The sequence below is a fragment of the Rhodopirellula islandica genome (assembly GCF_001027925.1).
In the GTDB taxonomy this organism is placed as follows: Bacteria; Planctomycetota; Planctomycetia; order Pirellulales; family Pirellulaceae; genus Rhodopirellula; species Rhodopirellula islandica.
The window spans coordinates 285,159-307,808 of record NZ_LECT01000054.1 but is presented as its reverse complement, the minus strand read 5'-3'; the positions used below and the strand labels follow the sequence as shown (position 1 = coordinate 307,808).

Here is a 22,650-nt window from a genome sequence, read left to right as displayed (position 1 = left end):
GGCTATCTTAGAGCTGCCCCGTTGGGGCGTAGGACAGAACAAAAATCAACGTCGCATTTTCCGTGTCAATACCAACCTTTTGACAGCCCAGCGCTCGCCCCGGTTTTGCGTGGGAACCGTGGCTAACGCCAAACGGCTCACATCCCCGATGACACCTGCGTACCTGCCCAAATGTCTGGGGTTGTGACGCACTATGGTTGCGCGAGTTTCCATCCCGGGAGGGATGGCAGATGGTAGCCGTCGGTATGCGACAGCGCCACCGACGGACATGGCCCCCCTCACGCCGCCACTCTCCATGCCGCCATGGTCCTTGGCCACGGCGGCATGGAGAGTTCTTTGAGCCAGTCGAAACCCTTGACGAGTTTCGCTACACAACCCGACGTTTCGCCACACAACCAAACGCACAACGCCGACGACTCCCGAATCGACCCCTTAGGGGAAACAAGCATCCATCCGCCGCCGTCGAACCGCCGATAATTTGACGCAGCTAATCAATTGAGTCAGAGTCTTCGCTTCCTCCTTCTCCTTTTCTTGCTGCAGTTGAGCGATTCCATGACCGTCAGCATCTTCAATGACGTCATCGGCCCAGTGATGCGTGGCCCCAGCAGTTCGCACTGCGCCGCGGCACTCCGCATTGGGCGTCTGGCCCGTGACTTGGTGGGAGGCGATCTCCAGCATGTGCTGATCCAGTTCGACGAATCCGGATCGCTGCCAGCGACCCACACCAGCCAAGGATCTGACATGGGCCTGTTCGGCGGGCTGCTCGGATGGGAAGCCCACGACGAACGCCTGCCCAACTCTCGCCAACACTTGATCGACAATGGCATCGCCTTTGAATTCGAATACGGCGACTTCGGCGACGCTCATCCGAACACTTACCGCCTGACGGTTTGCGGCGAGCAAGAATCACACACCTTGATCGCAATCTCAACCGGCGGGGGAATGATTGAAGTCACCTCAATCGATGACTTCGAGGTCTCCATGGACGGTGGCTTTGACGAGACCCTCGTTCGCCTCGATGAACTCGCCTCCAGCACAACCATTCAGTCGCTCGACGGCGGCGCCCTCGCTCAAGCATTGTCAGCCGATTGCGTTCACGTGCGAACGCTGGACAACAATGTGATGCTGCAGATTCAATCGAGCAGGCCACTCGACTCGACCGCGTTGCAAACCGCCCTGCCCTGGAAAATCATCGAGCCGATGGTGCACCTGGCACCAGTGCTTCCCATCCGCTCGCGCCCCAACGCAACACTCCCGTTCCAAGATTGCAACACACTGACATCGCAAGCCGATGTGGATTCCAAGCCACTTTGGAAATGGGCGGTCGAATATGAAATGCAGCGTGGCGGTTTGACCGAGCGTGAAGTCTTGGACCGCATGATCGAGATCGTCCAGATCGCTCGCACCAGCATTGAGTCCGGCCTGAACGGCACCGAGTACGCCGACCGAGTGCTCGGATACCAGTCCGGCGGTTTTCGCGACAAGTTGCAGTCGGGACAACTGCTTGATGCAGGTGCACTCAACCAAATCGTGCTTTACACCACCGCGATGATGGAAGTGAAAAGCTCAATGGGCGTCATCATTGCCGCCCCCACTGCGGGAGCCTGCGCGGCACTGCCTGCAACCTGCTTGGCGATGGGCGAGTCCCTGTCTCTCTCCGACGAAGAAATCGCCAAAGCGTTTCTGGCGGCCGGTTTGATCGGCGTGTTCATCGCGACCGCTTGGAGCTTCGCTGCCGAAGTCGGCGGATGCCAAGCCGAAGGCGGTTCGGCCGCAGCGATGTCCGCGGCAGCACTGGTCACGATGGCGGGCGGAACCACCACACAGGCCGCCGGCGCCGCATCGATGGCACTGCAAAACATGTTGGGTTTGATTTGCGACCCCGTTGCCAATCGTGTCGAGGTCCCCTGCTTGGGCAAAAACGTGATCGCGGCCAGCAACGCAATCTCATGTGCCAACATGTGCTTGGCTGGATTCGATCCCGTCATTCCACTGGACGAAACCATCGACGCGGCACGCCGAGTTTCCGAACGCATGCCCCGCGAACACCGCTGCACTGCACTGGGCGGCTTGGCAACCACACCGACATCGCTGCAGATCGAAAAACGACTGCAACAATGCGGCACGGGCTGTGGATGCAGCGGCGGCCCCGCACCCGTGCAGTTGGACGCCAAGGTGCCGACGGCAACCTAACGTCGCCACACCAACCCACGCAAAAAGGGGACGGGGGTCTTTTCCTAAAAGACCCCCGTCCCCTTTTTTCCACGTCCCCTTTTTTCCAACCTGGCTCAAAAACAGGCCAGCAACACTCGAGCAATCAGCGTCAGGCTGCGGAAGGGACGTGTCACCTTGTCGGCACCAACAGCAATTGACCGGGCGTTCAGCAATTGACGGCGCGCTTCGAAGCCCCCAGCCCCATTCCGAATCTCTACGGAATAGCGACCACTTCGTGCCCGGCTCGCGTCAGCAGTTTCCGAAAGAGCTCCGGGTCGATCTGGTCCGTGATGAATTTCACAGCGCCGTCGCCCATGCCGACATGAAAGCCTCCCTGCCAAGCCTGCCCCAGTCCCTTCAGCGGATCGTCCAGGTCAATCGCAATGTCTTCCGGCTTGGTCCAGACAACGGCTTGCTCCGCATTCGTTTCCAAAACCAAAACGGAATTCGAAAGTCCGTCCAAGAATTCCCGAAACCCAGTTCGCTGCCTCGGTTTCAGACCAATCGCGTCGCCAACGACGGCTTGGTAGATCGTGTGCCCCGGCGGGACGATCGCGCCGGGCGGCTGATAGACCGAAGGAATCTGCTGAGCCAAGGGAAGGTTGTGCTCGCTGTCCCAAGGTTCGTCCAATCGGAATTGCTGGTACAGCTCATTCTCGTCTTGGAAGGGCAACAGAGCCACTCGCCAACTCAGCAACGGATTCCCATCGTCATCCACAATGGCAGAGAAAGGCAGTTCGCCGAAAGCGGCGTGATGATTGTGCATCGCCAACATGATCTGCTTGATGTTATTGGATGACTGCATCCGACGCGCCGCTTCCCGGGCGGCTTGCACAGCCGGCAGCAACAATCCCACCAACACGCCGGTGGATGCGATCCCCATCTTCGACTCGATCGCGATGCTCAAATCGGTGCCCACACGATTTGGTTGAATCGCCTCCTTCACCAAGGCTGAGACTCGCTCGGCATACGCTTCCGTTGCCTGCCGCATTGCCGGGGACATCTCCGACGCGTTGAGTTCTCTCTGAATCGCAGCGTCGGCCATCGCTTCCGCCTCGATCAACGAGTCTTGAACAATGGACTCGATCTGCTCCGCTGCGGAATCGTCGATCGCAACCACGGTCAACTCCATTGAGGTCGCCTCGTCGATCAGACCGAGATGCAAGAGCACCGCATCGGTCAAACCGGGGATCTGCCCCAGCGGCTGCAACCGCGGCGGCAAACTTCCCGCCGCATTCATCGCCAACCCACTCACCATCGGCCGGATCGATTGCATCTCAACGACCAGCGACACTCCATCGCGAGCCGGCAAATTCGCGACTCGATTGGGCAAGGGACCTCGCTCGGCTTCGATCACTTCCGCCTTCGCCGCCACCACCCGGTCCATGTATTCCAAGGTCCCGATGTACCAAACTTCTGAATCGGCAGCGTTCTTTTCCAACTGACATAGAACCACCGGTGGCGAAGGTTGCACCTGATACACCGTGCGACCACCCAACTGCATGGACTGGGCGTTCACATCCAGGGCCTCCAGCAGCACCGCCTCATCAACCGATCCATCCACCGTCACGACGCCACCAAACTCGGGCTGGCCGGTTGTCGGAGACAAAGCGAATGAGGCGCGGATCTCACGGACCTCCATCGGATCAAAGCCCACCGTCTCCATCGCCTGCACCCGAAAGACTTCCGTTGGAAACAGTTGGAACATCTCATTGTTCCACAAGGATTCGGATGAAATCATCAACAGCCCAATCGCATCATCGGGGACATATCGCCCACCGACCTTCTCGACGGGCGATGGATCCGCCAACAAGTCCGTCTGCACCACCGCGCGAAGAGCGTCTTGTGCATGAGTTTTCGAGGAACCGCCCGGCACCGCCGTCGCGGCGAGCACCAGGATCATCCCCAGCCACTTCGAGTGCCAGTCAAATCCATTTTGCCGCTGTTTTCCGCGGCCTTTGCAAACAGTGTCCTGCATCATCACTCCCCTCAAGGCAAAAAAAGTTTTGTTCCAGACTCAATGGTGCACGGCGGCATTTGTTCTTTCGTCTTGGAAAAAACAACGGCCACTCCCCATTCAAACTTTGCTTCGTCCAACAGATGGGCGTTATAGTAACCTGCTCGCTACAACCATGTTCACGACGGGATATTCCAGATGTCGCAATCGGCGGTCTCCAATAGTTCATCCGTTTCCTCGGTGACGGAACCATCGCTGAGCGATGACGATGTCCAAGCCGTCGACCGCCTCGGACGTTTGACCCAGCAACTCCGAGACGAGCTGGCTCGGGTGATTGTCGGCCAACGGGAAACGGTCGATTTGTTGTTGGTGTGTCTGTTTGCGCGGCGGCACGCTTTGCTGATGGGTGTCCCGGGACTCGCCAAAACATTGCTGGTCAGCAAGCTCGCCGAAACGATGTCGCTGCAGTTCAGTCGCATCCAGTTCACACCGGACTTGATGCCGATGGACATCACCGGCACCGACATCTTGCAAGACAACGCTGATGGGCGTCGCGAGTTCCAATTCGCTCATGGGCCCGTGTTCGCCAACATTGTGTTGGCCGATGAAATCAACCGGGCTCCACCCAAGACACAAGCCGCGATGCTGGAAGCGATGCAAGAGCAACGCATCACCGTCGTCGGCAAAGGCTTTGACTTGCCCCCACCGTTCATGGTGCTCGCGACACAAAACCCTGTCGAACAAGAAGGCACGTACCCGTTGCCAGAAGCACAACTGGATCGCTTCATGGCCTTGATTGAACTGGACTACCCATCCGAAGAAGAAGAGATCGCGATCGCTCGCACGACCACCGGCGGACGCCTGCCTGAACTCCAGCACTTGATGACGGCTGAAAACATCATCGCCAATCAAGACCTCGTCCGCCGGATCCCGGTGCCCGATCACATCTACACGGAAGCCGCCCAATTGGTCCGCAAGACTCGACCGGCTGGCGGCACCGCGCCGTCGTGGTTGCTGCCCTTGGTGTCCTGGGGAGCCGGCCCGCGAGCGGTTCAAGATTTGATCTTGGGTGCCAAGTCTCGCGCTGCCTTGGAAGGTTCCTACATGGTCCGCACAGAAGACGTCCGCGCCGTGGCTCTGCCCGTCCTGACGCACCGGCTGATCACCACCTTCGCCGCCCAAGCCGAAGGCATGTCCGCCCGAGACATCGTGACAAGATTACTCGAAGAGGAATGAGAGCTACTAGCTACTAGCTGTTAGCAAAGGAGCGTCAGCGACGCGTCGTCCCCTCTCCCCCGGTTTCCGGGGGAGAGGGCAAGGGTGAGGGGGAATCCACCAACAAGAACCAGCCATGCCAATCCGCCAACCACCTCAACTCACCCACCACGCTCGCAAGCTCCGCACGAACCAAACCAAACCCGAATCACTCGTCTGGACTCTGCTTCGCAACCGTCGACTCAACGGACACAAATTCCGACGCCAGTGTCCAATCCCACCCTTCATCGCCGACTTCGCCTGCGCCGAGAAACGATTGATCGTGGAACTCGATGGCGACCACCACGAACAGCAAGCCAAACAAGACATGAGCCGAACCGCCCACTTGAATCGCGAAGGTTGGACCGTGATCCGGTTTTGCAATGCGGATGTCTTGGAAAACACCGAAGCCGTTGGTGTCGCGATTTTGCGGGCGATGGGTGAGGAATGGAGGGGGCGTGAATGATGGTGTTTGGAATGCCCCCTCACCCTTGCCCTCTCCCCCGGAAACCGGGGGAGAGGGGACGACGCGTCGCTTTGCTCCTTGGGGTTCCTAGCTCCTAGCTCCTAGCTCCTAGCTCCTAGCTCCTAGCTCGCAACTCGCAACTCGCAACTCGCAACTCGCAACTCGCAACTCGCAACTCGCAACTCGCAACTCGCAACTCGCAACTCACAACTCACAACTCACAACTCACAACTCACAACTCACAACTCACAACTCACAACTCACAACTCACAACTCACAACTCACAACTCAGCACTTTGTCAGAACAACACACCCCTCGCGAATTTTTGGAACCGAAGGTCTTGGCAGGCTTGTCGGGGTTGCCTCTGTTTGCGCGACGACCGATGCGGGGGAACGTGTCCGGTCGGCACACCAGTCCCATGCGGGGCGCGAGTGTGGAGTTTGCTGAGTACCGGAAGTACGTTCCCGGCGATGACCTGAGACGATTGGACTGGCGAGCACACGGTCGCAGCGATCGCTACTACGTCAAAGAATTCGAAGCCGACACGAACCTGCGTTTGCAATTGGTTTTGGACACCAGCGGTTCGATGGAATACGGCTCCGGCGAACTCAACAAACTGCAGTACGCCCGTCGCATCGCCGCCGCGATTGGATACTTGGCGGTGCAACAGGGCGACGCCGTGGGGCTGTCATGTGTTTCCAATGGCATCACCGGTCACCTGCCTCCACGCCGCAACCCGGCTCACCTCAAAACCATTTTCGATGCCCTCGAAGAAACTCGCGGCCAAGGCGAAACCCATCTCGCCGACGTCTTGCACGAACTGGCCGAAACAACCCGCCAAGCCGCGATGGTGATCGTGATTTCGGACTTCTTTGTCGATCCCAATCAACTGCGAAGTTGCTTCGAACACTTGCGATTTCGCAAACACGATCTATCACTCTTCCATCTGCTCGATCCGATGGAACTGAACTTCGAATTTTCGCGGCCGACACGCTTCCTCGACATGGAAGGTGGCACAGCCATTTTCGCCGAACCCAGTGAGATCGCAGATCGGTATCACGACGCCTTGCAAGACTACCTCGATCAACTGCAACGAATCGTGGTGTCCTCCGGAGTTGACTACCACCGGGTCAGCATCGATCAACCCTATCCGGAAGTGCTGACCAACTTCCTGACGCGTCGCGCCATGGCAAAGGGGGGACGATGAGCTTTCTTCAACCCTGGATGCTGTTTGCCCTGCCGATCGCCCTGCTACCGATCATCATTCATTTGATCAACCAGCGTCGTTATCAAACGACGCAGTGGGCCGCGATGATGTTTCTGCTGGCCGCAAACCGGATGAATCGTGGCTACGCTCGCATTCGACAATGGGCCATCCTGGCGTTGCGAACGCTGGTGTTGCTGGCCTTGATCATCGCCATCGGCCGACCACTCGCCAGCGGTTCACTGGGTGGTGGATTGGTCAGCTCGCTCTCAGGAGGTTCGTCCGCGAACACGATCGTGTTGCTGGATCGTTCGCCTTCCATGAACGCCAATGCAGCGGGCGACTCGCGAACCAAACTCGAAGCCGGCGTCGCTCAAATTGCGGAAACGCTGCAAACACTCGGTGCAGGCCGAGTCCTGCTGATCGACAGCAACACCGTCGCGGCATCGGACTCCTCTCCGGCTCGAGAACTGGCGTCGCCCGAGGAACTGCTGGACCTCCCTCAGACCGGACCATCCGATGCATCGGCGGACATCCCGGCGATGATGTTGGCGGCACTGGACACCATCCAAGCCAACTCGATGGGGCAAACCGACGTGTGGATTTGCTCCGACGCTCGTGAGCATGATTGGCAATCACGAGACGGGCGTTGGCCCACGCTTCGCGATGCACTGGCCCAATTCGGACGCCGAGTTCGTTTCCGATTGCTGACCGTCGCCGGAACGGACCAGCCCAACCGATCAATCCGCATCGACGACATCGCTCTGCGAACCGAAGGCGATGAGCGAGTGCTGACGCTGTCAGGAAAACTTCAAAGCGATTCTGAAGACAGCGACACATCGAACACACCGGCGAACACATCCATCCGGATGGATCTCGATGGAGCCGAATCGATTGTCGAGCTGCCACTTGATTCTGGTTCAGGTGAATTCACGGACTTGCGAGTCCCCTTGGACCGCGAGCAAGAACGCGGACTCGGGCACGTGTCTTTGCCCGCCGACGGCAACAACGCTGACAACACGTACTACTTTGTCTTCGACCAGCCACCGCCTCGAAAAACAGTGGTGGTGTCTTCAAATGAAGACGTTGCCAACGTGCTGCGATTGGCCGCCGAGATCACGCCCGACCCAAACATTGACGCATCCGCCGAGGTCCTCCTGCCCGCCGAAGTTCCATCGATCGCCTGGGACGAAACCGCACTCTTGCTTTGGCAAGCCCCGCTGCCCACCGGTGCTCCCAATGCCGAGCTTCGCAAACGCTTGGAATCATTCTTGGACCGCGGCGGCCGAGTGATCTTCTTCCCTCCCGCCAACCCGGATCCCAAGGCAGAATTGTTCGGCGTCTCATATGCTCCCTGGACGGACCTGAAAGACGACGTGTCCATCGCGACTTGGCGAGGCGAAGCGGATTTGCTCGGCAAGACATTGGCGGGAGCCTCCCTGCCAGTTGGAAAGCTGAAGGTGCATCGCCTCGCAGCACTCTCTGGCGAAACCACCCCGCTGGCCAAGCTGTCCAACGACGAACCAGTCTTGGTCCGAGTCCCCACGCCACGCGGCGGCGTTTACTTCTGCGGCACAACACCGGCCGGCAAGGATTCGACTCTTTCGTCCGACGGTGTGGTGTTGTACGTGATGATCCAGCGAGCCTTGGTCGACGGTGCCGCTTCGCTCGCCAACACCGGTCGCCTGGACGCCGGAACCGTTGATGCAGAACTGGCGGCGAACTGGAAACGACTGCAAGGTCCTGACAATTCACTGTCCACCGAACATGCTTTCACCGCAGGGGTCTACGCCGACGGCGATCGCTTCAACGCCATCAATCGCTCGGCAGGCGAAGACGCCACCGACACGCTGAAAGAATCTCAGATCGATGACCTCTTTCAAGGCTTGGTGTTGGAACGCGTCAACCAAACCGCGGGCGAATCCAATTCCTTGGTCGACGAAGTCTGGCGAGCGTTTCTGATTCTGATGCTGATCGCCATGATCGGTGAAGCCATCTTGTGTTTGCCGCGGCAATCCGCCCAAGCGGCCTCCCCATCCGTCGGAGGTGCCACGGCATGATCGAAACCCATTCGCTCTCGTTTGCTTGGACGCCGTGGACCATCGCGATCGCGGTGGTGGCAATTGTGTTGACGCTCGTGGTTGGATTCCTGGCATGCTGGCGGAACCATTTCCGCAAAGCGACCGTGCTGCTGGAAGCGTTGCGTTTGATCGTGGTTGTGATCGCCGCGATCTTGCTGGGCGGTCCCGAATGGGTCGAACAGTACGTCCCTGATGACAAACCCGTCGTCGCGGTGCTGTACGACGATTCCGGCAGCATGCAAACACGGGACGTGGTGCAGTCCGAACCTCAAACCCGCGAAGAAGCCATCGCATCGCTAACGCAAATGGATGCTTGGAAGTCGCTCGAGTCACGCGCCGAAGTGGTCATCGAACCTTTCGCCGAAACCAAACCAGACCCCAACAATCCCAACCGCATCAATCCAATCTCCAACCCCGCCGGAGTCACCCCTGGTGAGCCCGCTGAGTTCGCGGAAGAGAAAGGCACCGACCTTTCCAGTCCATTGCTGGACGTCGTCCGCAAGCACCAGCATTTGCTTGGTGTCGTGTTGGCATCCGATGGCGACTGGAACCAAGGCGACGCGCCCGTGCGTGCCGCGGGACGTCTGCGATCGATGGGCATTCCCGTGTTCACCGTTCCCGTTGGCAGCGAAGAACGTTTGCCCGATGTCGAACTGCTCAGCTTCGATGTGCCAACGTTTGCAATCGGCGGCAAGAAAGTTCGCATCCCATTTTCGATCGAAAGTTCGCTGCCGCGAGACCACGCCGCGACGGTCACCATGACCACCTCGAAAGGTGAGGCGATCACCAAGGACATTCGCATCGCCGCGATGGGCCGCACCAACGATTCAGTCGACTGGGAACCAGAAGACCTCGGCGATGAAACGCTGACGCTGACGATCAGCAAACATCCCAACGAACTGCTCGATGACAACAACGAGATCGCCGCCCCGATCTCGATTCGAGAAGAGAAACTTCGAGTGCTGGTGATTGAATCGGTGCCTCGCTGGGAATACCGCTATCTACGAAACGCTTTGTCGCGAGACCCCGGTGTCGAGGTTTCGTGCTTGCTCTTTCACCCGGGCCTCGACGCTCGCGGCGGAGGCAACGCCGATTACATCGCGACCTTCCCGGACACCAAAGAAGAGCTATCGAAGTACGACGTCGTGTTCCTCGGCGACGTGGGCTTGGACGACGATCAACTGACGTTCGAACAATGCGAGTGGCTGCATGGCTTGGTCGAACAACAAGCCAGCGGTCTCGTCTTCATTCCCGGTTGGGAAGGCCGCCAGTTCAGCTTGCAGGAAACACCCCTGAAAGATCTGTTGCCAGTCACGCTCGATGAAGGCCAACCGGGCGGCTGGGGATCACGCACCGCGCAGCACTTCGAACTCACACAACTGGGTCGTCGCAGTTTGCTGACCAAACTCGCTGACACCGCCGACGACAACTTAGAAGTCTGGGGCAACCTGCCTGGCTTCCAGTGGTACGCCCCAGTGCTGGCCGCGAAACCGGGGTCGGAAACGCTGCTCGTTCACCAAGAGGTCAGCAACCGATTCGGCCGTCTGCCGCTGCTGGTAACGCGAACGTATGGGGCGGGCAAAGTTCTGTTCATGGGAACCGACGGTGCTTGGCGTTGGCGAAAAGGCGTCGAGGACTTGTACCACTATCGGTTCTGGGGCCAAGTCGTTCGCTGGATGGCGTATCGCCGGAACATGGCTCAGGGCGAAACGATGCGGCTGTATTACTCACCCGAACAACCACAGGTCCGCCAAACGGTCAGCGTCAACGCAAACGTGATGGAAGCCAGTGGCGAACCGCTTTCCGGTGGTGACGTGACGCTGCAAATCGTGGCTCCGTCGGGCCGTTCACAAACGATTCAATTGCAATCCTCGGGTGAAGCCTGGGGTGCGTTTGCCGGCCGCTTCACACCGGAAGAACCCGGCGAACACAAGTTGACTTTGTTTTGCAAACAAACCGGTGACTCATTGCAGACCACGGTGTTTGCTCAAGGAGTCGCCTTGGAACGAATTGGAAAACCAGCTCGCCCGGACGTGATGCAAGAGATCGCTCGCGTCACCAATGGGCAAGTCTTCACCGTCGATCGAGTGGAAGACGTGATCGCGTGGCTGTCCGCCATGCCCGATCGTCCGCCTTCGATTCGTCGCATCGCACTTTGGAGTCACCCGGCAATCGTCGGTGGATTCATCGCTCTGTTGGCATTGTTTTGGATCGGTCGCAAGGGAGTCGGATTGATATGAAGATTGCAGACAACCATTCACCCGCGCAGACAAATCTGCGCATTCCCGATTCGCTCAAGCAGCAATTGCTGGCGTACCGGCGTCGCGTTTGGCAGATCAAGCTGACCGAGGCCGTCGCGATCGTGGTCGCCGGAATCGGGCTGGCGTTCCTGCTCGTCTACGGGATGGACCGCTTCACCGACACGCCGGCGGTTCTCCGCGGCCTGCTCTGGCTCGGCGGATTCGCCTTGATGGCGATCGTGCCTTGGGCCATTTACAAATGGGTCTACAAACACCAGGCCCTCGAGCCGCTGGCCAAATTGCTGAGCCAAAAGATGCCCTCGATCGGGGACCGATTGTTGGGCGTGATCGAGCTGACTCACAACGCATCCGAACAAGCCCGCTCGCCCCAGCTTTGCCAAGCGGCGATGACGCAAGTCGCCGACGACGCGGCGGGCAAAGACTTCCGTGTCGCTGCCCCCAACTCCTGGTACAAAGCCTGGGCCGGTTTGGCCGCCGCAACGGTTCTGGCCATCGGAGCCTTGGCGGTGACCTACCCCGCCGCAACGGGCAACGCGATGACTCGGTTGCTGGCCCCCTGGGGATCCACGCCTCGTTACACGTTCACCCGGATCGATGCGTTGGCAAACGACGTCTACATCCCACACGGCGAACCGGTTGTTCTGCCAGTTGCCTTGAGTGAGGATTCGCGTTGGCAACCCGAGTCCGCCGAACTGCACATCGGTCAACAAAAGCCCATCCAAGCCACCCTTCGCGACGGGCAGTACGCCTTTGCCGTGCCGCCTCAACTCAGCGAACATCCAATGTCGCTGACAGTGGGCGACGTGAAGCAATCGGTGAAGCTGAAACCCACGCTGCGTCCCGAACTTTCCAAGATTGTCGCGGACGTGAACCTGCCCGAATACCTCGGCCAACCCGAACCCAAACAAATCGACACGCGAGGCGGCTCCTTGACCGTCGTTCGCGGAAGCCAAGCCATCGTGACCGCGATTGCCAACCGTGAACTGGCCGATGGCAAGGTCAACGAACAATCGCGGCCAGTCGATGGACCGCAATTGGCCAGTGATTCCGTGCAAGCCACTGAGACCGAAACGCTGCAGTTCCAATGGCGTGACCAGATGGGACTGACGGGACGCGAACCGTTCACGCTGTCGATCGAAGCGATTGACGACGAAGCCCCCACGCTGATCTGCGATGGCCTGGAACGCCAAGCCGTCGTGTTGGATTCTGAAACATTGACCTTCCAGGTCCGTGCCAACGACGACTTCGGCATCCGCCGCGTGGGCATCCAGTGGAAAGGCATGGATGTCGGTGCGGTCGAAGAACCGGCCGAAGGCGAACGGGCTCTCGCGGCAGGCGATCCATCGGCCAGCAGTTTGGAAGCGATGGGAACGTTCTCGGCCAAGTCGCTGGGGATTCCCGCTCAACCAATCGAACTGCAAGTTTGGGCGGAGGATTACTTGCCCGAGCGTGCTCGCGTGTTGTCGCCGCCGTTTTTGTTGTACGTCCTCACCCCGGACCAACATGCGATCTGGATGACCGAACAATTGAGCAAATGGCACCGGCAAGCTCTCGACGTTCGAGACCGCGAACGCCAACTGCACGAAAAGAACAAGCAACTTCGAGCGTTGTCCGCCGACGAAGTGGAAATGGATCAGCACCAACGCGACATCGAACGCCAAGCCGCCGCGGAACGGTCCAACGGTCGTCGATTGGAACGGCTCGGACAGATGGGCGACCAATTGGTTTTGGCAGCCTCGAAGAATCCCGAAATCGGAGTTGGCCACCTGGAGAGTTGGGCGGAGATGTTGCAAGTCCTTCAGGACCTCTCCGACAACCGGATGCCCAGCGTCGCGAATTTGCTGGATGACGCGGCCCAAGAAGCACCGAAGATTGCATCCAAACCTGGCCCTCAAAGTCCCGGCGGCCCCAAAGCGGGACAAAACCGTGCGGGCGGTCCCGGCCCCGGTGCTCAAGCGTCCAAGCACCCTGGCCCCAAACCGCGAGCGGCACCGCAATTGGCCGACATGGAATCCTCGGCCAACTCACCCGACGAAGGCAAGGGTTCCCCCGGTGGACCAAAAAAACCCAGCAACCCTGCGCTGCGTTTGCCAACGACCACCGTGATGGGCAAGAGCCAACCTTCGGATGACAAACCGAAGAAGGATGAGCCGCTGAAGATGGCGCAAGCGATCACCGAGCAAAAAGAACTGCTCGACGAATTCGACAAGATCGCCGACGAACTCAATCTCATCCTGGCAAACCTAGAAGGCAGCACGTTGGTCAAACGACTGAAGGCTGCCTCACGCAAACAGAACTTGGTCGCCAAGCAACTGACCAATCACCTCGAACCCGCGTTCGGCCAAAGTGCCCCGCGCATCGACGACAAAATCAAAGAGGTCTTCACGGAACTTCAAACCGCCGAGGACGAAAGCACCGAACAGATCTCCTACATCATGGACGACATGGAGGCCTACTTCGAACGACGACGTTTCGCCCAATTCAAAGTCACGTTGGATGAAATGAAATCCAGCGACGTGATCGGGGGCTTGCGACAACTTTCAGCGGCCATCGAGGACCAACAAGGCATGTCCGTCGCACAGTGTGAGTTCTGGTCGGACTCGCTGGATCGTTGGGCTGAAAACTTGGTCGATCCCGCCTGCAATGGCAGTTGCCCCGGTGGCAAGTCACCGGAAAGCCTACCCCCGTCGATCGTTCGCGACGTGATGCAAATCCTGGAATCCGAAGTCAACCTGCGTGACGAAACTCGCGTGACCGAACAAGCCAAACCGGCGGTTGAATCCAAGGAGCACAAAGCCACGGCCGAAACGCTGGCCAAGACGCAAACGGAGATCAACGAACGCGTCGTGGACGTGATTGAACGCATCCGCGAATTGCCGGACGCGACCAAGCACTTCGCCAAAGAACTCAAGATGCTATCCGAAGTCGACTCCGTGATGACCGACGCCACTTCGATCTTGAAGCAACCCAACACGGGCTCGCAAGCCATCGCAGCCGAGACCGAAGCGATTGAGTTGATCCTGCGATCCAAACGCATCAACCCGAAGGGTGGCGGAGGAGGCGGAGGTTCACCCGGAGGCGGCACCGGTGGCGGCAACAGTGCCGATTCCGCCCTGGCCTTGCTGGGCAAAAGCAAGAACGAAAAGGAAGTGCGTGAGAACAAAAACGTCACGCAATCAACCGGTGAGACTGGCGCGGAACTGCCCGAAGAATTCCGTCGCGGACTGGACCAATACTTCAGCCGACTGGGAGGCTCCTGATGTCCATCCGCCGCTGGAGTCTTCTGCTGCTCGGCCTGATGGCATGGATGCCTCGTCCTGTCTCATCACAGGAACTGACGAAGGAGGCGATCCAAGAATTCAACGTCCTCAATCGATTGGTCGCCCAGAAAGTCAAGGCAGAGGCAAAACAACCCAAACCGCCTGAGTTTCTCAAGCCGTTGGTGAATGCGGAACTTTCATTTGTGCACCGAGTCTGCGAACCAACAGACGAACAGATGAAGGCCATCGTCGAGTCGGCTCAAGAAGCATTTGATGAGATGGGGGATCTTCTATTCAACAATGCTCGAGTCGCCCAGCTACCTCGATTTCATGGACTGAATGGAGAAACGCTCAATGCAAATCCCATCCGCCGAATTCGCGACGACACGTTGGATTTCTTGCCGCTCCTTCTAACCGAGAAACAGTTCCAGAAGTACAAGCAAGAATCCTCTCAACGAGAGCGGATCGAACGAGAGGCAGCCACGGACTACCTCGTCACCCTCTTGGATTCCAAGGTCGTTCTCACCGACGTCCAGCAACGAAAACTTCGAACGGTCTTTCTCAGCGAATGGCTAGACCTCGATGTGGAATGGATCGGCAACTATGCCAACAACCCAAACTTCGTCCCGGTCATCCCCAGCAACTTGCTTCGGAAAGTCCTCAACACCGATCAACAAGCGGCCTGGGCCACTTTTCAACAGGTCAGCATGGGAGTCATGATCGGCCAATCCCCCGAGCGTTTTTTGGAAAAGGAGTGGCTGCCATGAATTCGTTTGGATGGATCGGTTTGTTCGCTGCCATTCTGCTTGGGTCACTTGGCGGAATGGCTCCCACTCGGTGCGTTGCTCAGAACCAGATTGACTTGGCCCAGTTTGACAGTTGGATCTTTCAACGGCACGGTCGAGATGAAGCACGTTGTCGCTCCAACTTGAAAAAAGAAATCGAACTTCAATTCGTCCGCCTCGAACAATCCACTCCACTGACAGAGAGGCAGAAAGACGCCTTGCGATTGGCCGGGCAAGGTGACATCAAACGTTTCTTTGACCGAGTCAACGACGCTCGGGAAAAGTTTCTCCTGATGGAACAGAAGAACGACAACCAAAACATCAACGAAGCCTACCAATTGGCGTCGCCGCTTCAGCAGGAACTGTCAACAGGAATTTTCAGCAATGGATCACTGATCCAAAAGGTCACTCGCTATGTGATGACCGAAGATCAAGCGACCGAATTGGAAGAGATTGAAATCAAGCAATACCGGGCGATGTTGGAAGCGAGCAGCAAAGTGTTCCTGGCCACGTTGGGACGCGGCGCGGCGCTGACTGCAAAGCAACAACGGCAGTTGCACGAACTGTTTCAAAAAAGGATCCAACAGATCCAAGAACTCCCCAGCGGTAACAACCAAGCCGTTTTGCAGCACTACATCCTCATCACTTGGCTCGGCGAAATCACTGAGAAGGAAGCGGATCACATTCTCGATCCAGAACAAATCCAAATCGTTGAAAAACTAGCCGAACGGGCCAAAGGCGTTCGCCAGATGCTCTTGCAACAGGGGCTGATCCAATGAAGACAATGAGATCCCAAACGGTCGTCGCTTTGCTCGCATCGCTGGTGATCGGAACGCTTTTTTCCACATCCGCCAAAGCCCAATTCCCAACCGCACAGCTTGGCGATGTGGTCCCGCGTGACGTGCGTGAGATGTATGAAAAAGGCCTGCAATACCTCGCCAAGTCACAAAACGAATCCGGCGATTGGTCCGGAGGATCCTACGCGGGCCCCGGCGTGACCGGGATGGCCGTGATGACATTCCTGGCCTCCGGGGAAGACCCCAATTACGGCATCTACAGCACGAACATCCGCCGCGGGTTGATCAGCATTGTCAACTCGCAAGACCCCAACTCCGGCATCCTGGGTGGCAACAGCGGGCCCGGTGGGCACGCCAGCATGTACAACCACGGTTTCGCGACCTTGGCCCTCGCCGAAGCCTATGGCGTCGTCAACGAACGTCTGCTCACCACCGGCGGCAAGAAAATCGACCGCTCGCTCGGCGAGGCCCTGGAACTCGCTGTCCGCGGCGCAGTGACCTCCCAAAAGAAGAACTCCTACGGTGGCTGGCGATATGGAGCGGATGCCAAGGACGCCGACACCTCCGTCAGTGGTGCTGTCATGGTCGGATTGTTGGCGGCTCGAAACGCTGGCGTCAAAGTTCCTGACGAAGCAATCGATCGAGGCGTGGCCTACTTCAAATCCATGACCAGCCCGGCAGGACAAGTCGCTTACGCGGGACTGGGTGGGTTTGACAATTCGACACCGCGAATTTCGATTGGGTGTTTGGTCTATGCCGTCTCACGTCGAAAAGATATGCCGGAATTCAAAGCAACCCTCACCGCCCTGACCAATCAAATGGACACCTCCGGTGGCTCTTACAAGAGCTATGGCAACTACTACCAAGCCCAGGCGTTGTTTCAGGGCGATGTCGAAGCTTGGGAAAAATGGAACAAGGATTTGATCCGTCAACTGAAAGCTAGCCAAAACGACGACGGCAGCTTTTCAGGCAACTTTGGCCCCACCGTTGAAACCTCTTTGTCGCTCTTGGCGATGGCGCTCAACTTCCGTTTCCTGCCGATCTACGAACGATGAAAACAATTGAGAATCACGATCGCATGAAACGACCCACCACCGCGGTGACTGCGTCCATGCCCCTGCTGGGATGGATCCTTGTCTCCCTGACCGCACCGTTGTTCACCGCTGAATTGCTCGCCGATGAATTGTCAGGAATCCTCCGCCTGAACAACGGCGACTATGTTCAAGGACAATTCTCGGCCTCCGAAATGAATGCCGAGGAAGCGTCTCCCCTGGTGAACTGGCAACACGCCGGTTTCGCAACTCCGTTTTCATTTCCGTTTGCGTCGTTGGCCTCCACCACCTTCCCGCCTCCATCGGAAATCAAAGCCACTCCAGGGCAATTCGCATTCGAACTGCTCAATGGTGACCGTCTGTTCGGCAACGTTGTCGAGGTAGGCGATCCGTTGATGGTTTCTCTCACCGGTGGAGAAACGTCCGAGTTACCACTCGCCATGGTCCGGCAAATCTTTCGCTGGGATGACAGCCGCGCAATGGTCTTCCAAGGTCCCGGTTCACGCGATGACTGGGAATCAAACGGTCAACTCGAAAGCTGGGTGGATTCCAAAGGCACGCTGGAAACCAGCACCTCGATGGCCACCATTTTTCGTGACCTCAAGCTTCCGCGATTGGCTCGCGTTGAGCTGGACATCGCCTGGGAAGGAAAACCCAACTTTGTGATCGCCGTCGGCGTTGATCCGGAATCGCCTGAAAACACTTGGGCCGATGCATTCCATATCGAAGTTTGGGACGACGACATCGTCGCCGTTTGGGAGGACGGCTCGCTCGCAGGGGTGGAATCGATCGCCAAGCTCAAAGAACTTGGCAACCGGTTGCAGGTGACGTTGAAGATCGACCAAGCCAACCGTCATGTGACGATCGAGTCCCTGCGTGGTGAGACGCTGACGCAGTACACGCTGCCAATCAAAAAGCCACGTGTCGCTCAGACCGGAATCTACTTTCGCAACATCGACGGAACCCTTCGCATCCGTTCCTTGCAAGTTCTGCATGCCACCGACCTGACTCCGAAATCCAATGACACCGCTGAAGCGTCTGAGAACTCCGACGAAGCCGGTATCGAAACGTCGGTCCACCTGACCAACGGTGAGGCCTTTCAAGGACACTGGAAAGGCATCGAAGACAACTTGTGGCAGTTCCAAGCAGGCGAAGAAGAACGCTCCATCCATGCCGATCAAATCATGGTCATGGATCTCGTTCAGAACGCCCCCGAAAAGGATTCGGAACCTGAACTTCCCAGCCTCGATCAATTGCAAATCCGCACCTTTGATGGAATGCGTCTGAGCGGCAGCCTGCAACAAATCGATGAGCAGTCCCTGCGTGTGGTTGCCGAAGCAACGCAGGGCGAAGTCGAGATCCCGATCTCCAGCATCGACACGATCGACTTCCAAGCATCGAAACCAAGCGTCCCGCCCCAGCACGGGCAAATGCGTTTGGAACTCGAAGGCACGCGGCTTCACGGGCGATTGCTCGACGCGGAACCGGACACCCAACCGACAGCTCTTCGGTTCGAACCGTCAGGCACCACCGCGTCTGTCATGCGTCCCAACCTCCAAGGAAAATTGGTTCTGCGTCCGAAAGTGGAAACCACCAAGTCCGCGACGGAACTTCGCATCGAGAGGCTTCAAAAAATTCGCCAAACGCTCAAAAAACAGAACGCAGTGGTTCGGGCTCAAAATCGACCGGCCCCGGCCATCCGGCCAGCCGCAAAGCCTGGGGTTTGGAATGTTTTCAGCAAAGTCTTTGACCCTCAAGCCAATCTCAAAGCGATCGCCGGCAGGCCGATTTATCTGAAGACCGGCGAAGTCATTCCTGGCAAAGTGATTTCAATCGATGAGCAGGACGTCACCTTCGAATCCGGAATGACACAAAAAACCAAGCTGCCTCGTGAACAAATCCGTGCGATCCATCTGAACTCGACCGGATCCGAACCGGTCATCGATGAACAGGAACGCGAGCGATTGCTCACCGTTCCACGCAATCGAAAGAACAGCCCGCCAACCCATCTCTTGATCGCCAACAATGGCGACATGATGCGTTGCCGATTGGTAAGCCTGACGGAATTCGCCGCCGAAGTCGAATCCCGTTTGGAAACGATCACCATTCCGCGCAATGTCATCTCGCAAATCATTTGGTTGAAGCCACCAATCGACACCGAGAAGGACCAAGAACCAACCGACGAGGATGCCTCCCAAAAGATTGCAGCCGACGAAACGGACGTCGATTCGGATGCACTGACGGTGCAAGGCAAGATGCTCGATGGCAATCGTTTGTCGTTGGTGCCCGAAAGCGTTATCAATCAAACCCTGATCGGTGAGAACTTTTTCCTCGGTCCGATTCGCTTGCCGCTTGCCAATTGCGAGGAACTTTATCTCGGCGTGCGAAATGACTTTGAGTTGGCGGATGACCCGCACGCGATTTGGCAGCTCGTGAATGCCCCCGAACCGATCATTGGCGACTCGGGTGGCGGCGACGATTCGATGGCCGGCACGCGATCGCCTCTGGTAGGGCACCCTGCTCCGGACTTCAAACTCAAAACACTCGACGGCGAACCGTTCCGCATCGCCGATCAAACCGGCCGAACACTGGTTCTGGATTTTTGGGCGACCTGGTGCGGTCCATGCATGCAAGCCATGCCGGTGATCGAGGAAGCCGTTGCCGAATTTGATCCCGAACAAGTCCGTTTGGTCGCGGTCAACTTGCAAGAAAGTGCGGAAGATATCCGCAACACGCTGGACCGAATCGGCGTCAGCCCCGAAGTCGTGCTGGACATCGACGGTGTCGCTGCAGGACGCTACCAAGCCAACGCGATTCCTCAGACGGTCGTGATCGACGCAGAAGGCACCGTGACGCGAGTCTTCGTCGGCGGCGGATCGAAGCTGGGCGAACAATTGGCCGACGCCATTCGCGAAACGCTGGGTAAACCAGCAAAACAGAACTGAATCTAAAAAAACTTTTCGACAGGCGTGAGATTCTCGCTCGGTGGAGGACTGTTCTTCTTAGCAACGCGTGAACAAAAAGTGACGTAGCGGAAGGGCGCGAGCCCTCCGGTTCCTTACCGGGCGGCTTGCGCCACACCGCTAACATCGTCACTTGTTGTTGACGCGTTGCTTAGACGACACGTTTCGTTCACAGCGTCGCTCCGACAGGAGCCACGTGACGGAGCAGGTGCAGCTTTTCTTTTCGGCGGTCCCCAGCCATGCATTCTCCCGAAACACGACCGAGCTTGATCGTTCGATTGGGCGGTGCGGCAGACCAATCGGCTTGGTGGTCGTTTGTGGAAACCTACGAACCGTTTCTCAAGCACCTGGTCGCACGGCATGGAACGCCCCCGTCGCACGTGGCCGACGTCACACAGCAAGTCCTGATCTCGATCGCACGCAGCATTGATGGGTTCTCTGACGACGGCAAAGAAGCCTCGTTCCGGCGTTGGGTCCACCAGGTCTCCCGCAACGTCGTCATCAAGTACATGGCTCGCCAGCGAAAACAGATCACCGGGCAAGGCGGCACGGACGCACTGTTGCAACTCGACCAACAGCCCGCCATTGATGATCCCGCGTTGGAGGATCAGTACCAACATGAATTGATTGTTTGGGCCGCCGAGAAAGTCCGCTCCGAATTCGCCCCGACAAGCTGGAAAGCGTTTTGGGGCACGATGATCGAAGGCCGACCGGTTGCTGAGATCGCCGGAGAACTGAACGTTTCCGCGGGCAGCATTTACATGTCCCGTTCCCGCATTTTGCGTCGCATTCGATTGGTTCTCGACGAGGTGATGCAGTGAACGCCTGGCACCCCAGCGACGATGTCCTGCGATTGGTGCTCGACGAGCACGCCGACGCACAGACCGACGAAGACGTCACCTCCCACCTCGATGAATGCGAGCTTTGCCAGACCAGAATCGAACAATTCGCGGAGTCCTCCCACGGGATTCGCGAATCGCTCCGGCGTGAAACCATGTCGGGCAGCCTCGCGCTCGACACACCCAAACTGGCCGCTCCCAGCGAGACGGCTTGGCTGGCCGATTTCGCGGTATCGTTTCTGCAGCCAACCGACCAACCCGATGCGATTGGCAAACTCGGTGAGTTCGAGGTCCAGTCCGTGATCGGGCATGGCGGAATGGGGATTGTGCTGAAGGGTTTTCAACCGGAGCTGAATCGTCCGGTGGCCATCAAAGTCATGTCGCCCCACTTGGCCTCGATCGGAACGGCTCGCAAACGTTTTCTTCGCGAGGCACAGGCAACCGCGGCGATCGTGCATCCCAATGTGATGCCGATTTTGTCCGTCAGTGAATCGGCCACCCTGCCCTACTTGGTCATGCCGTATGTGGCTTGCCGGACACTGCAACAACGCATCGACACCGAGGGTCCGCTGCCGATCACCGATGTGCTGCGGATCGGTATCCAAGTCGCCGCGGCGCTCGCTGCCGCCCACCGACAAGGATTGGTGCATCGCGACGTGAAGCCCGCCAACATCCTGATCGAACCTGCCGTCGACCGAACGATGTTGACCGACTTTGGTTTGGCCCGGGCCGCCGATGACGTGACGGTCACACGCTCCGGAGTGATCGCGGGAACGCCCCAGTACATGTCACCCGAACAAGCACGTGGTGAATCGGTCGATGCTCGCAGCGATCTGTTTGCACTCGGATGCGTGCTGTACGCGATGGCGACGGGACGTCCACCCTTTCGTTCGGAAACCAGTTACGGAATTCTGCGCCGGATCACAGATCATCCTCATCGTCCGATGCGGGAAAGCCAAGCGAGCGTTCCGGTTTGGATGGAGCACTTGGTCGATCAATTGCTTCGCAAGGACGCAAGAAATCGAATCAGCAGCGCCGAAGAAACGCAGCGTTTGCTGGAAGCCTGCTTGGCCCACGTGCAACAACCCAGCATCCCTCTTCCGAGCGAAGTGATGGCATCGAAAAGACCCCACATCCGTCTCGCGGTTTTACTGGCGGTTCTGCTTCTGGCTTCCATTCCATTGATCGCCACCAATGTTTGGAACCGATCGAGAACGACCCAATCGACTGTCGTCGAGACGCGACCGGCTAGCAATCCTTCCGCGTCCCAACCCGAGCCCGTCGATCCCGACTTTGCCCTCGCGGGTCCGGTCACCGAATCGGTGTGGACCGAACCAACGACGAACGAATCCACCTCGCTGGCCGAGATCGATTCCCAACTGGAATTGATCCAGATGCAGATTGAATCGCTGCAAAGAAGCCTTGAAGTCAATGAGCAACCATGAATGCTTCGTCCCCGCTTCACAGGATTGAGCGAAGAGGCCGTGAGGCGTTCAGATGCAGTGTTTGCAAATGT

At 57.9% G+C, this 22,650-nt stretch carries 14 protein-coding genes; 13 read left to right on the top strand and 1 reads right to left on the bottom strand.

Annotated elements, in window-relative coordinates:
* Window positions 1-552: 552 nt before the first annotated feature.
* A complete protein-coding gene (locus RISK_RS27055; protein WP_047817466.1) occupies window positions 553-2,193 on the top strand; it encodes an L-serine ammonia-lyase, iron-sulfur-dependent, subunit alpha in 1,641 nt (546 codons plus the stop codon).
* A gap of 235 nt (window positions 2,194-2,428) precedes the next feature.
* Here RISK_RS27055 and RISK_RS27050 read toward each other — a convergent pair whose 3' ends face one another.
* The gene (locus tag RISK_RS27050) at window positions 2,429-4,195 is read right to left on the bottom strand and encodes a DUF1559 domain-containing protein (protein WP_083435201.1); all 1,767 of its coding nucleotides are present in this window, start codon (window positions 4,193-4,195) and stop codon (window positions 2,429-2,431) included.
* A gap of 174 nt (window positions 4,196-4,369) precedes the next feature.
* Here RISK_RS27050 and RISK_RS27045 point away from each other — a divergent pair, with 174 nt between their 5' ends.
* The 12 genes from RISK_RS27045 to RISK_RS26990 all read left to right on the top strand — a co-directional run bounded on the left by RISK_RS27045 (window position 4,370) and on the right by RISK_RS26990 (window position 22,579).
* A complete protein-coding gene (locus RISK_RS27045; RefSeq protein ID WP_047817427.1) occupies window positions 4,370-5,407 on the top strand; it encodes an AAA family ATPase in 1,038 nt (345 codons plus the stop codon).
* Between the two features lie 115 nt (window positions 5,408-5,522).
* Window positions 5,523-5,891: an endonuclease domain-containing protein gene (locus RISK_RS27040; protein ID WP_047817426.1), complete on the top strand. Its 369-nt coding sequence runs from the start codon at window positions 5,523-5,525 to the stop codon at window positions 5,889-5,891.
* Window positions 5,892-6,286: 395 nt separating this feature from the next.
* Window positions 6,287-7,099 (top strand): DUF58 domain-containing protein, encoded by an 813-nt coding sequence (locus RISK_RS27035; protein ID WP_236696754.1) that lies wholly within the window; start codon window positions 6,287-6,289, stop codon window positions 7,097-7,099.
* On the top strand, window positions 7,096-9,156 hold the full coding sequence (locus RISK_RS27030) for a BatA domain-containing protein (RefSeq protein ID WP_047817424.1): 2,061 nt from the start codon (window positions 7,096-7,098) through the stop codon (window positions 9,154-9,156). Before RISK_RS27035 ends, RISK_RS27030 begins: the two co-directional genes overlap by 4 nt.
* Window positions 9,153-11,417 (top strand): membrane protein, encoded by a 2,265-nt coding sequence (locus RISK_RS27025; RefSeq protein WP_047817423.1) that lies wholly within the window; start codon window positions 9,153-9,155, stop codon window positions 11,415-11,417. The genes RISK_RS27030 and RISK_RS27025 overlap by 4 nt, the downstream gene beginning before the upstream one ends.
* Window positions 11,414-14,698: a hypothetical protein gene (locus RISK_RS27020; RefSeq protein WP_047817422.1), complete on the top strand. Its 3,285-nt coding sequence runs from the start codon at window positions 11,414-11,416 to the stop codon at window positions 14,696-14,698. The genes RISK_RS27025 and RISK_RS27020 overlap by 4 nt, the downstream gene beginning before the upstream one ends.
* Entirely contained in the window at window positions 14,698-15,465 is a 768-nt protein-coding gene (locus RISK_RS27015) for a hypothetical protein (protein WP_047817421.1), read from the top strand. The genes RISK_RS27020 and RISK_RS27015 overlap by 1 nt, the downstream gene beginning before the upstream one ends.
* Window positions 15,462-16,262, top strand: a complete 801-nt coding sequence (locus RISK_RS27010) for a hypothetical protein (protein ID WP_047817420.1) — start codon at window positions 15,462-15,464, stop codon at window positions 16,260-16,262. The genes RISK_RS27015 and RISK_RS27010 overlap by 4 nt, the downstream gene beginning before the upstream one ends.
* A 5-nt stretch (window positions 16,263-16,267) precedes the next feature.
* Window positions 16,268-17,335, top strand: a complete 1,068-nt coding sequence (locus RISK_RS27005) for a prenyltransferase/squalene oxidase repeat-containing protein (RefSeq protein WP_390173969.1) — start codon at window positions 16,268-16,270, stop codon at window positions 17,333-17,335.
* The gene (locus tag RISK_RS27000; RefSeq protein WP_047817418.1) at window positions 17,332-20,277 is read left to right on the top strand and encodes a TlpA family protein disulfide reductase; all 2,946 of its coding nucleotides are present in this window, start codon (window positions 17,332-17,334) and stop codon (window positions 20,275-20,277) included. The genes RISK_RS27005 and RISK_RS27000 overlap by 4 nt, the downstream gene beginning before the upstream one ends.
* Window positions 20,278-20,534: 257 nt before the next feature.
* Complete coding sequence (locus RISK_RS26995; protein ID WP_047817417.1) at window positions 20,535-21,116, top strand: sigma-70 family RNA polymerase sigma factor; 582 nt, start codon at window positions 20,535-20,537, stop codon at window positions 21,114-21,116.
* The gene (locus RISK_RS26990; protein WP_047817416.1) at window positions 21,113-22,579 is read left to right on the top strand and encodes a serine/threonine-protein kinase; all 1,467 of its coding nucleotides are present in this window, start codon (window positions 21,113-21,115) and stop codon (window positions 22,577-22,579) included. The genes RISK_RS26995 and RISK_RS26990 overlap by 4 nt, the downstream gene beginning before the upstream one ends.
* Window positions 22,580-22,650: the final 71 nt, after the last annotated feature.

Coding starts and splice junctions, on each gene's coding strand:
- RISK_RS27040 (WP_047817426.1), top strand. CDS start 5,523: ATGCCAATCCGCCAACCACCTCAACTCACCCACCACGCTCGCAAGCTC.
- RISK_RS27010 (WP_047817420.1), top strand. CDS start 15,462: ATGAATTCGTTTGGATGGATCGGTTTGTTCGCTGCCATTCTGCTTGGG.
- RISK_RS27050 (WP_083435201.1), bottom strand. CDS start 4,195: ATGATGCAGGACACTGTTTGCAAAGGCCGCGGAAAACAGCGGCAAAAT.
- RISK_RS27045 (WP_047817427.1), top strand. CDS start 4,370: ATGTCGCAATCGGCGGTCTCCAATAGTTCATCCGTTTCCTCGGTGACG.
- RISK_RS26995 (WP_047817417.1), top strand. CDS start 20,535: ATGCATTCTCCCGAAACACGACCGAGCTTGATCGTTCGATTGGGCGGT.
- RISK_RS27055 (WP_047817466.1), top strand. CDS start 553: ATGACCGTCAGCATCTTCAATGACGTCATCGGCCCAGTGATGCGTGGC.
- RISK_RS27000 (WP_047817418.1), top strand. CDS start 17,332: ATGAAAACAATTGAGAATCACGATCGCATGAAACGACCCACCACCGCG.
- RISK_RS27005 (WP_390173969.1), top strand. CDS start 16,268: ATGAGATCCCAAACGGTCGTCGCTTTGCTCGCATCGCTGGTGATCGGA.
- RISK_RS27015 (WP_047817421.1), top strand. CDS start 14,698: ATGTCCATCCGCCGCTGGAGTCTTCTGCTGCTCGGCCTGATGGCATGG.
- RISK_RS27020 (WP_047817422.1), top strand. CDS start 11,414: ATGAAGATTGCAGACAACCATTCACCCGCGCAGACAAATCTGCGCATT.
- RISK_RS27030 (WP_047817424.1), top strand. CDS start 7,096: ATGAGCTTTCTTCAACCCTGGATGCTGTTTGCCCTGCCGATCGCCCTG.
- RISK_RS27025 (WP_047817423.1), top strand. CDS start 9,153: ATGATCGAAACCCATTCGCTCTCGTTTGCTTGGACGCCGTGGACCATC.